10 protein-coding genes are annotated in these 11862 nt (G+C 31.7%); 2 read left to right on the top strand and 8 right to left on the bottom strand.

The window, feature by feature from the left end; all coding sequences use genetic code 11:
* Both WNY78_RS13110 and WNY78_RS13115 read left to right on the top strand, forming a co-directional pair.
* Positions 1–549, top strand: coding sequence for a 1-acyl-sn-glycerol-3-phosphate acyltransferase (locus WNY78_RS13110; protein ID WP_342873661.1), 549 nt, complete (start codon positions 1–3; stop codon positions 547–549).
* Positions 550–561: 12 nt separating this feature from the next.
* Positions 562–1359 carry a hypothetical protein gene (locus WNY78_RS13115; protein WP_342873662.1) on the top strand — a complete coding sequence of 266 codons (798 nt, stop codon included), beginning with the start codon at positions 562–564 and terminating at the stop codon, positions 1357–1359.
* A 172-nt stretch (positions 1360–1531) separates the two neighbouring features.
* Here WNY78_RS13115 and WNY78_RS13120 read toward each other — a convergent pair whose 3' ends face one another.
* The 8 genes from WNY78_RS13120 to WNY78_RS13155 form a co-directional block, all read right to left on the bottom strand.
* Entirely contained in the window at positions 1532–1996 is a 465-nt protein-coding gene (locus WNY78_RS13120; protein WP_342873663.1) for a nuclear transport factor 2 family protein, read from the bottom strand.
* A 153-nt stretch (positions 1997–2149) separates the two neighbouring features.
* A complete protein-coding gene (locus WNY78_RS13125; protein WP_342873664.1) occupies positions 2150–4225 on the bottom strand; it encodes a DUF349 domain-containing protein in 2076 nt (691 codons plus the stop codon).
* 79 nt (positions 4226–4304) lie between these two features.
* Positions 4305–5045: a shikimate dehydrogenase gene (locus tag WNY78_RS13130; protein ID WP_342873665.1), complete on the bottom strand. Its 741-nt coding sequence runs from the start codon at positions 5043–5045 to the stop codon at positions 4305–4307.
* On the bottom strand, positions 5038–6057 hold the full coding sequence (locus WNY78_RS13135; protein WP_342873666.1) for a DUF368 domain-containing protein: 1020 nt from the start codon (positions 6055–6057) through the stop codon (positions 5038–5040). The genes WNY78_RS13130 and WNY78_RS13135 overlap by 8 nt, the downstream gene beginning before the upstream one ends.
* A 1-nt stretch (position 6058) precedes the next feature.
* A complete protein-coding gene (locus tag WNY78_RS13140) occupies positions 6059–7054 on the bottom strand; it encodes a DUF368 domain-containing protein (RefSeq protein WP_342873667.1) in 996 nt (331 codons plus the stop codon).
* A gap of 85 nt (positions 7055–7139) precedes the next feature.
* Positions 7140–8543 carry a tetratricopeptide repeat protein gene (locus WNY78_RS13145; protein WP_342873668.1) on the bottom strand — a complete coding sequence of 468 codons (1404 nt, stop codon included), beginning with the start codon at positions 8541–8543 and terminating at the stop codon, positions 7140–7142.
* Positions 8544–8713: 170 nt separating this feature from the next.
* Positions 8714–9895, bottom strand: a complete 1182-nt coding sequence (locus WNY78_RS13150; RefSeq protein WP_342873669.1) for an aminotransferase class III-fold pyridoxal phosphate-dependent enzyme — start codon at positions 9893–9895, stop codon at positions 8714–8716.
* Positions 9896–11674, bottom strand: coding sequence for an OstA-like protein (locus tag WNY78_RS13155; protein ID WP_342873670.1), 1779 nt, complete (start codon positions 11672–11674; stop codon positions 9896–9898). It abuts the gene before it with no gap.
* Between the last annotated feature and the right edge of the window lie 188 nt (positions 11675–11862).

Below are 11862 nucleotides of genomic sequence, written 5' to 3' on the forward strand. Positions count from 1 at the left end.
ATGAGATGGCTAGCTCGTATTATTTACTTCAAAATATTAGGTTGGAAAATCACTGGCAATACTAATTTTTCTCAAGATACTGTTAAAAAAGCAGTGATTATAGCTGTTCCGCATACGAGTTGGCATGATTTTTTTATCGGACTTTTCCTTCGGAAAGTCACTGGTGTTAAAACAAATTTCGTAGCTAAAAAAGAATTGTTTGTTTGGCCTTTAAAATATTATTTTAAGGCAATTGGAGGTGCTGCTTTAGATAGAACCTCTGGTCAAAACAAGGTAGAAGCTATTGCCGAATTATTTAAAAATGAAGATGAGTTTAGATTAACACTTGCTCCAGAAGGAACTCGTAAAAAAGTTAAAGAATGGAGAACAGGTTTCTACTACATTGCAAAAACTGCTAATGTACCAATCATCATGTTTACCTTAGATTTTAAAAATAAGCAAAATCATATTTCAGAACCTTTTTATCCTACAGATGATGTCGAAGCAGATTTTGCATTTATGAAAGCATTTTATAAAGGTGTTGTTGGTAAAAAACCAAAGTACTCTTAATAAATTTTCAAAGTGAATTTACTGCCTAAAGCTTATGTCTCAATATGTATTATACTATGTTTAGTTTCATTAGGTTGTGAAGCGCAAATTGAAATTCCACAATTAATAAATTATTCTTCTTCGGAATGTGAAGAGATCTATTACCAAAATAGGCGTAAAGTTCAAAACCGTATTCTAAATTACACGATTACAGATTCTTCTCTGGTTTATAAAGTATTTATAGCAACTAATTGCAATAGCACAGATGTAGGTGAAATCGCATTTAAAAATGATACCCTTAAATTGATACATCATGGTGTTTTAGAGATTTCCGAAGAGATAATAAAAGTAAATGACTCAGTTACTATAGTTACTGAAGTAAGTATCGAAGAGGTCGTAGAATGTGATTGTGCTTATGAATTAATGTATGAAATTAAAGGATTAAAGAGTGTGCCCAAAGTAGTGACTTTAAACGATGAGTTGATTACAAAAACAAAACATAAATATAAAGTAAGACGAAAAGCTACCAAGTTTAATATTGTTAATAATGATACTATTAACCTCATAGATATTTATGGTTTAAAACAAAAAACTCATATTACTTTACGACCTGATGGCAAGTTGCTTTCTAGAATCTATTTTGTTGATAATCAACCAATATATGGATTGGTGAAAGTGCGGTATAATGCAAATGATTTTGATCGCATAGAGTTGCATATGGAGAATGGAATTTACACCAAACGTAAATATTATAAAAACGGAAAATTGTTTAAAATTTGTGATACAAAAGGTGTGTTTGATGATGATACTAATTGTATATTTGCCGAATAATATCTACTCTGATTTAAATTGTAAATTAGAGTACAATTAACACTTTGGCATACATTTTGAAATACATACAGTGTAATTAATACTGAAACATAAAGTAAACTCTTAGTCCCTAAAAAGAAACAGAATTAATTATTACAAAAGCTACTTGATCTATTCGGGTAGCTTTTTTGTTTTATAAGTTGTTTTCAAATGTAGTTAATAAGGTATTGGTTTGCTGTTTAAGCTTTTTCTTAAAAAACGAAGTGCCTCCAAGTAATAACCCTTTTAAACCAAATGCTTGTTTAGACCACGTATGTAGATTAAAAGTATCTGTATGCTTGATAATTTTACCATCTTTAAATTCAAAATGTGCAATAATTTTATTGTGAACAGGTCTGCCAGTTTTACTAAATTTATAAAAGGCTTCCCATTTTGCATTTCCCATATTGTTTTTAGAATTTATATCTGAGTATTCTACTCTAAACACTTTACCTTTTTGAGATGTAATTAACATGCGCCACATGTTTTTAGCATGTTCACCTTTTAAAACTCCAAAAGCTGGATCTTCAAAAACAATATCATCATGGTAGCACGCAACCATAACTTCTGCATCTTGATTTTTAAACGCGCTGTAAAAATTTTCTATAATTGAATTCATGTAATAAAGTTAGTGATTATTAGTTTAAAAAACCGGAAGTATAAAATTTACGTACATAGAGTAGTAGTGGTTATTTGCTTTTAAAATTGCTATGAAAAAGAGAAAAGACCATCAGTAACGATGGTCTTTTTGTATTTTTAAAAAATTAAGAATTTAATACATACTCTTAATCTTCCTCAATTTATCTTCCCAAATAGAAAGATTCTTTTTGTGTTTATCCACATTTTTAAAGACTTCTTTTACTAAAGGATTATTTTCATCAACATTTGAGAAAAACTGCATGTTGTTTTCTAGTTGGATAATTTCACCTTTAATCTCTCCAATCTTTTTTCTAATGAAGTTTTGTTCGTTGTCTAACGCTCTAGTGTCTCCAGGTTGTGCTAAATTTTCAAGCTTGTTTTCAAACTTGATCATTTCCAATTTAGCTCTATCCATATCCAACTTACCAAATAAGCCATCAAGTGCTTTGTTGAATTTACCATCAATATAACGTTTGTTAGAAGGCACATGACCTATAGCTTTCCAAGCAGCAATCTTTTCTTTTATGGTTACGATATCTTTTTTAGAATCACCAGACAATTCTAAGTCGTTAACTTCTTTAAGCAATATGTTTTTTTGCTCATAAGCTACCATTAATTCTTTGTTAGCTTCATCTCGTTGTGAGTTTAATCTATCAAAATAGGCATTACAAGCTCCTTTAAATTGCTTCCAGATTTTATCACTATCTTTTCTTGGAACATGACCAATTTTTTTCCAGTCACCTTGTATCTTTTTCATTAAAGGTGTTGTAGCAGCTAAATCTTCATTATCCTTATTATCTAGGGCAATTTGAATTAGTGCTTTCTTTTTCTCTAAATTATCGTATTGATCTTTTTTGAGATTCTTGTAGAAATTATTCTTTTGACGATTAAAGTTTCTAACAGCATCTTTAAATTTAGACCAAGTAGCTTCATTTACTTTTTGAGGCACTTTTCCTGCTTTAAAGAATTCTTCTCTTAATACTTCAATAGATTTGATCTTCTTTTGCCAAGCATTGTGAGCATTAGAAGTGTCGTTAGAAATGGCTATAATTCTAGAAATGATTTCTTCTTTTACTTCTAAGTTTTTCTCGCGACCTTTATCTAAATCTGCATAATAACCTTGACGTTTATCGTGTATGGTTTTAGTTGCATTGCTAAAACGCTCCCAAACTTCATCACGATGTTCTCTAGAAACAGGACCTAATTCCTCTTTCCACATTTTATGCAAGACTTGCAATTCTCTAAAAGAGCGATTAATATTATTATCTGCTGCTAACTCTTCAGCACGTTCTATGATTTTAAGTTTTTGCTCTAAATTATGTTTGAAATCTAAATCACGTAAATCTCTATTTAAATGCAATACATCATAAAACACTTCTACATTATGATGGTAAGAATTCCATGCGTTATTGTAACGGTCTCTTGGTATTGGACCAGCATTTCGCCATTGTTCTTGTAAGTCTTTAAAAGTTTTATATGTTGTATTGATGTTTTCTTCATCATTAACCAAACCTTTTATTTTCTCAATAATTTGTAATCTATTATCTAGATTATCTTTTAAATTATTTTCGCGTTGTTTGTAGTATGCACCTAAATTATTTCTATAGGTTTTGAAGACATTATTAAACTGTTTTTTCACAGGAGATGAATAGTAGAAATCTATTTCATTTCCACCTTCACTTAAAAATTCTTCCTTTTTCTCGTCTAATAACGCATCAAATTTTGAGTTGAATTCAGATTTAATCTCTTCAACTTGTGATTTAATATTTTGTACTTTATGATTTTCTATAAGTTGCTCTAATTCTATAGATAACTGCTCCATTGACATAGAATGGTAGTCTTTAGATTCTAGCGTATGACGTTCTGCGTTTTCTTCATCCTCAGCATCTTCAGCATTTGACTCATCAATTTCTTCAACGTGAGCATCAGTTTTTTTTGTGGATGCAACTTCAGGTTCTTTAGAGTCTTCAGTTAATTCAACCTCGTCTTTTATGTTTTCTGTAATTGGTTCAGCAGTTTCATTTACCTCTTCTGTGATTTCTTCAACAACTTCTGTTGCATCTTCAGTAACCGTTTCATCAACTGTTGTTTTTATATCTTCGGAAATGGGCTCACTCTCAGTAGTTGAACTTTCTGTAGTTTGAGGCGTTTCAGTAGATTTTAATTCTTTGTTTCCATCTGCTTCATGCAGGTTATCATTCTCAGACATTTTTCAATGTTTTTATATTAGAAGGCTAAGATACTAACAAGTGTCTGATTTACAAAAAAGAAGTCGTTGTTTAGACGGGTTATAAGGTCGAATTCCATATTCTCCAAGCTTTTTCGGCTTGATACTCTAGCATTTGAAGTCCGTTGCAGATTTCTGCACCTTTTGATTTACCTAGTTTTAAGAATTTAGTTTCACTCGGATTGTAGATCACATCAAATAAAAAGTGCTTATTCGTAATCCCATCATAAGGGATTTTTGGGCATTCATCAACATTTGGATGTGTACCAATTGGTGTGCTATTTATGATAATTGTATAATCATTTAAAATTTCCGAAGTTAGTGTTTCATAAGTGAATTTAACACCTGGCTTTTTTGTTCTAGAGACATATTCAAATTTAATGTCTTGCTTCTTGAGCGTGTAAGCAATTGCTTTTGAAGCGCCTCCTGTACCTAAGATTAATGCTTTTTTATGATGTGGTTTTAGGAATGGTTTTATGGATTTTTTAAATCCGTAGCAATCTGTATTATAGCCTTTTAATTTACCTTTTTTGTCAATTGTAATCGTGTTTACAGCACCTATTTTTCTAGCTTTTTTATTAAGGCTATCCAAGTAAGGGATAATCTCTTCTTTATACGGAATGGTCACATTAAAACCAACTATGTTATGATTTTTGGTAAATAGTTGTTTAAATTCGGAAATGTGCTGTAAATCAAAATTCTCATAGGTAAACGGAAGTTTTTGCTCCTCAAACTTTGTTGCAAAGTAACCTCTAGAAAACGAGTATGAAATATCTTTACCTATTAAACCTAATCTATTCATGTGCTTTTTTTGTGTATTCACCATAACGTTCTAAGGCAAGAACTACGATAATCCCTAAAATAATATAACCAATTGCGATATACGTTTGAGTGTCTAGTTGCGGCAGAAAACGCTCATAATTTGTAATGATTTTTTCTCCTCTAGAATCTAACAAGAAGTTGCCATTAATTTCAGTTTTATAAATTGTTTTCTTCCAAGGCCAAACAACACCTAAAGAACCTACTATAAAACCAATAATTGATGCAGTTGTTATGCTTTTGTAATGTTTAAGGACGTAGCTCAATACATGAGAAAATGACACTAATCCAACTACAGATCCAAGGGTGAACATACTAAGAACTTTAAGCAATCTAATTCTCACTTCATTTTGTAAGAAACTAAAATCTCCTGTAATAATTTCTGAAAATGTATCATATAACGCATTGACAGAATCCACAAGAAGTAAGATGTAATTACCTAAAAGAATAAGGATGAACGATCCTGAAAATCCAGGCAATGTCATACCAGAAACACTAATTATTCCGCAGAAAAAAACAAAAAACAGATTGTCATTTTCCATTGCTGGATCTAGAAAACTTATAGCTATACCTAAGCTAATTCCTATGATAAGTGATACTATGCTTTTAAAATTCCAGTCTTTAAAATCTTTATTTATGTAGTAGATTGAGCCTATGATCATTCCGAAGAATAAACTCCAAACATATAATTCGTAATGCTTGATAAAGTAGTCTAGAATTTTTGAGACACTAAAGTAGCTCACAATCATTCCTAGGAATAAAAGACTTAAAAACTTACCATTAATGTATCTATAAAAACTTTTAAATCTACCGTTTAATAACAGTTTGAGCGCCGTTTTATTAACACGTTGAAGCGAATAAATAAACTCTTCATAAAAACCAGCAACAAATGCAACCACACCTCCAGATACTCCAGGGACTTTGTTAGCAGCACCCATTCCTAATCCTTTAATGACTAAGAAAATACGATCTTTGAGAGTTCTTGTGCTTTGCATTTTATTGTTTTTTAGCGCCTACTTTTTCAAGAATAAAAATGGTTGAAAATCCAAAAATCATCAAAGCAATAGCTTGCCATAGTTGTGCGTCTCCTGAGTAAGAACTTGGTAAGATACTTTCTTCTAAAACGGTTTTATAGGTTTCAAAATCATTGGTTTGTTGTTGGTAAATAGATAAAGTACCAACATCTGAAATTTTAATAAACTCTTCAACGGCTCCAGTTTTATCATCTAAAACAGAGATCGTTTTTTTCCATGGCCAAACCTTATTAAGTGAGCCAATTATGAATCCAGTAAGTAGCGCTAAAGTGGTATTATAATAATTTTTGAATAACCATTTTAAAACGCGACTAAAAGTCAACAATCCAAGGACTGCACCAGTCATAAAAATGGCAATCTTTTTTATATCAAAATCATGAAGCGCATCACTTAAGGTTTTATATGCTCCTAGAATAACTAAAATAAATGAGCCTGAAATTCCAGGTAAAATCATTGCACAGATAGCAATAGCTCCAGCTAAAAACAGAAAATACGGATTATCATTTGCTCCTAACGATGGTAAAGTAGATATATAATATGCAGCAATAACACCTATGATGAGAGAAATAATATTAGCAATATTCCATTTTTTAATCTGCTTTCCAACAAACCAGATACTTGCAATGATTAATCCGAAGAAAAACGACCATATCAATATTGGGTGTTGCTCTAACAAATATTTTGCAATACGCATAAACACAACAAAACTAACACCAATACCTGTTAATAATGCTAATAAAAAATTCCCATTGATTTGTGTCCAGAACGCCTTGAAACCCTCTTTTCTTAGCGTTGTTACCAATGATAAATTGACATTAGCAATTGTAGAAATTAATTCTTCATAAATTCCAGATATAAGAGCTATTGTTCCTCCTGATACTCCAGGAACTGCATCTGCTGCTCCCATAGCAATTCCTTTAAGTGTGATGATGAAGTAATCTTTAAATTGTCTTTGCATAGTTAAATTTGATAACAAGCAGTAAAGGTATGAAATACCAAACGTTTTTTAAACTAATAAAACAAAAGGAAAATAGGAGGAGAGACTACTTTTTTGCTGCTAAGATAATTTCTCTAACAGTAGGCTTTTGCATCACTTTTGGGAATAGCTCTTCAATGATATACTCAAACTCACAATTTAAAAGCACTGCATTTTTTAGATGATAATGACCTTTACTATGCTCATGAAGTGTAAAATTTAATCCTGCCAAACGGAATTCAATCTCAGCAGTTTCTGGATGAAATTCTGATGCTTGTATTAAGTTTAAAATAGCAGCTTCATATTCGCCTAAAGCGATAAGAATATCAGCACGTGACAACCATGTTTGAAGTTCATAATTCCCTAAATCTAAGGTTTTCTTATAACCATGTTCTGCTTCTTCTAAAAAGTTGAGGCGAGAATTTATTTGGGCATAGAGTTTCCAATACACAGCATTTTCACTATCAATATTAATTGCTTTATTGATGTAGAATAAGGCTTTTTGATAATCTTTCTGTTTATTATAGAATTTAGTAATTGCAATCCAGCCCTTATCTAATAAAGGATCTTCATGTACTGTTTTATAATAATATTGTACAGCTAAATCATATTGCTCTAACTTGTCATAGCAATGACCTATTCTAAGCAAAGCGAAAGATGTTGGTTCATCTAAAGCTAAAGTGATTCTATAATTTTCAATAGCTTCAAGATATTGTTTTTTCTTTTCTAGAACTTTCCCCTTCTCAAGGTAAGCACCTACAAAACTATCATCAGATATTATGGCAAATTCAAAAGCAGCAAGAGCTTTGTCTAATTCATTTGTTGTCACATATTGACGACCAAGTTGATGCCAAGCGACTTCGCAATATGGGTTTTGATCCAAATATGTATTTAAAAATGAAATAGCATCATCATTTTCTTCTAAAAAATCATAGCAATAAATAATGTTGTATAATGCTGAATAATCTTCCAAATCAATATCTAAACACTTTTTGAAATATAGTTTAGCATTTTCAAACTGATCTAGAAACAAATATTCCATACCTATTAAGGCGTACAAATCACCAATGCCTTCATCATTTGCAGCTAAATCTAGAGCAATCAATAAAGTACTCACAGCTTTTTCGTGCTCATCTTGTTTAGATAACACATTTGCTTTTTGAATATAAACTTCTTCGTTATTAGGCTCTAAGATGTGTAGTGTTTCTAGAACTTTATTTGCTTCATCAAACTTATTTTCTAAAACAAGAATTTCAGTTTGAAACAATTTTAAATTGATAGATGAAGGATGCTGGTCAAGACCTAATTTAATCGCTTTTTTTGCTAACGCTATTTTCCCTATTTCTAAATAGTGGTGAATAATGTTTTCAAATTCATTAGAATCAAAGAACAAAACGTTATTCGTTTTGAGCATCGATTCAAATTTATTAAGCGAGATATTGTTATTGTCTTCAGGTAGACCAAACTCCATAAGCAAATAGCATTGTTTATTTAAATAAATGTACAGTTATCAAGTATGGGTTTTGTTTTTTTTGCTTCAATGTTTTTAACAAAGTAGTTAACAGTTGTAGTTAACATTAAAGTGGAGTAGTATAATGATCTTAAAATTAGATTTTTATCGATTACCGTATGTTAAAAGTTTTATCCTGAAATAGAATCCAAAACACGAGTTATGATCATACAACCTTTAATAATTTCATCATTTGAGATGGTTAAGGGAGGCGTAATTCGGATTGCTTTAGGTTCAAAAAGAAGCCAAAATAGAATTAAACCTTGATCTTGACATCTTAAAACGACCTCATTTGTGATGTCTGCAGAAGGTGTAATTGCGGCTAACATTAATCCTCTTCCGCGAATTTCAGAAATCAACGGATGTTTTAAATGTTGTCTAATTAATTGCTCTTTTTCTAAGGTTTGAGCTATTAAATCACTTTCTGTAATTTCTTTTAATGTTGCTAAAGCTGCAGCTGCAACTACTGGATGACCTCCAAATGTTGTGATGTGACCAAGCTTAGGATTATCCTGTAGTACATCCATATGTGTAGATGATGCAGTAAACGCTCCAATTGGCATTCCTCCACCCAAACCTTTTCCGGTTACCAAAATATCTGGTGTACAATTGTAGTGCTCAAATCCAAATAATGTTCCTGTACGTCCAATTCCAGGTTGAATTTCATCTAAAATTAATAATGCACCAACAGCATCACATTGTTTACGTACTTTTTCTAAATAACCATCTTTAGGTTCTATAAAACCAGCTCCACCTTGAATGGTTTCTAAAATAACAGCCGCTGTTTTTGTAGAAATTTGCGATAATTCTTCCGAAGCATTATACCTTATAAACTTTACATCTGGAATTAAAGGTCTAAACGGTTGCTTGCGTTCTTCAAAACCCATAACACTTAATGCTCCCATGGTATTCCCATGATAAGCGTGATGAGTTGAGATAATTTCACTTCTTCCCGTAACACGTCGTGCCAATTTTAAAGCACCATCAATTGCTTCTGCACCAGAATTGGTTAAATATGTTTTTTCTAAAGGCTTAGGAAGATGATCAGCCAATAATTTTGTCAATTCTACAGCAGGTTCTTGGATATATTCTCCATAAACCATCACGTGCATATACTTGTCTAGTTGATCTTTAATCGCGTTAACAACTTTAGGATGTCTATGACCTAAACTGCATGCAGATACTCCTGCAACAAAATCTAAATAGGCTTTTTTATTGGTGTCATAAATGTAAGACCCTTCGGCATGAGAAATTTTCATTGCCAAAGGATGAGGAGTCGTTTGCGCTTGATATTTGAAAAAATCTGAAGTCATCTAATTTCCTTTTTTTACCAAAGGTTTAATTAACTTTTGATTAGGTTTTGGCTTTGATGTCGTTGGTTTTGGCAATTGTCGTCCTGCTTTATTAACGTCATCTTTATCTTTTTCACCAGCTTTTTCAACACGTTTTAAAAGAGCTTCATTAATAAACTCTTCATCTTCTAAATAAGGATCTAAACCTTTTATTATAGGTAGATTCAAAGGTGGATCTTCGCTAAATAAATCTTCAACACTTGTGGGCTGTTCATCGCCTCGCCAATCAAAACCTCTAAATTTTCTGGCATTCTTCGGAAATTTGCTCTCCGGATATATCTCGCCATCTACTTGATTTAATAGCGTAATAATTTTATAAGGTCCATCAAACTTAAGATTGATGCTCCCAGATTTAGATTTGTTTATACCAACTAAAGTGTCCTTATCATCTCTACTGTAGAAAATGATTTCGGCATTTTTAATAATATCAACATTATAGAGCTCATTGTTTTCAAAAAGGCCTATTAACCGCTGACCTTTTATTTGATTAAAACCGTCACCTAAAGTGTCTTTACTTATTAGAAACGCATTATTGAATACTTTAAGAGAATCTAACTCTTCTTTTTCAACATTAGAAATGAGATGTATAGAATCTCCAGACATTTGGTTACCTAGATTCCAAATGAGAGGTTTTCTTTGTACAGAAAAGGCATCTCCTGTATTAAAACGTTTTAGATTGATAAGTTGTGTCAATCCAGTTTTGTGATCTGCATGGATAGAATCTGCTTTTCCACTCATATCACTTTTGTACATTTTGGCATTATAGAATGCTCTGGTAATACGGTTTTCTGGTTTACCTGTAACCATCAAAGTATCTGCATGGATATAAAGAGAATCTTTTTCTTGAACCGTTATTGCTAATGCACGTTTTGTAATAAACAAAGAATCTTTAGCTCTAAAGACTTCTCCATGATGACCTCTAATTATTGTCTTATTTACTGTATCTGTTACTGTAATATTATTATCTGCGGAAGCAAAACTTCGGTTGCGATCAAAATATAAACTGTCGCCTTCTATTTGAAGATTGTCATAATCAATTTTTGAGTTTTTTATAAAATAACCATAGTCATTGTTTGTATCATAAAATCCACGTTCAGAATATACTTTACTTACATCACCAGTAATTGTAGAAGGACCATACATATAGGCATGGCCTGTTTCAGAATAAAAATCGAGCTGATTTGTTTCTAGCGTATATTCCGGATTTACTAAAACCACATCTTTTAGAAAACGATATTTACTTTCGTTCATATAAAAACGTCCTATTTGGCTCGTAATTGTTCCAGAAGAATCTCTAACAACTTTTCCTTTACTTTTATAATAGGCTTGTTGACTTACTCGGTTAAAGTAGAGTGTATCTGTAGTTAGTGTAGATTGTGGTTCTGTTAACACAACGTCACCAGCAGCAAATGCTAATTGAGTGATGCCACTATACTCAACATATTTAGAGGTCATGTTAATCGTGTCACCTTGTTTCATTCTCACATTGCTGTAAGCTTCAATGAAATCTTCATTTTGGTAATACAAAGCTTTGTCACACCACATATCAATACCTTCATGAATGATGTGAATTTGTCCTTGATCGCTACGCACAAAAGTCGTCACGTTTTTCCCTTTTAAAGAGTCTCTAACAGTAAATCCAGAGTATTCTATATAGATTTTCTTTGGTTGTTGAGAATAGGAGAGTGCTGTTGTAAAACAACAAAGAAGAATGAGTATATATCTAAATGTTAGATTCAAGGTCAAATTAATTTGCTCCAAAAATAACTATTATCTCTTCGGAAATGTAACTGTTAACAGATTTTTAGTAGAGAAATTGAGATGGAGGAGTTGTGACAAAGAGTTGCGCTGAGATTTTGCGTAGATTCACAGCGTTTATTGATTAAATAAATAAGAGGCATCCAATATTGAATACCTCTTACTTATTA

Origin of the sequence: Psychroserpens sp. AS72 (assembly GCF_038900375.1) — a bacterium.
Classification (GTDB): Bacteria; Bacteroidota; Bacteroidia; order Flavobacteriales; family Flavobacteriaceae; genus Psychroserpens.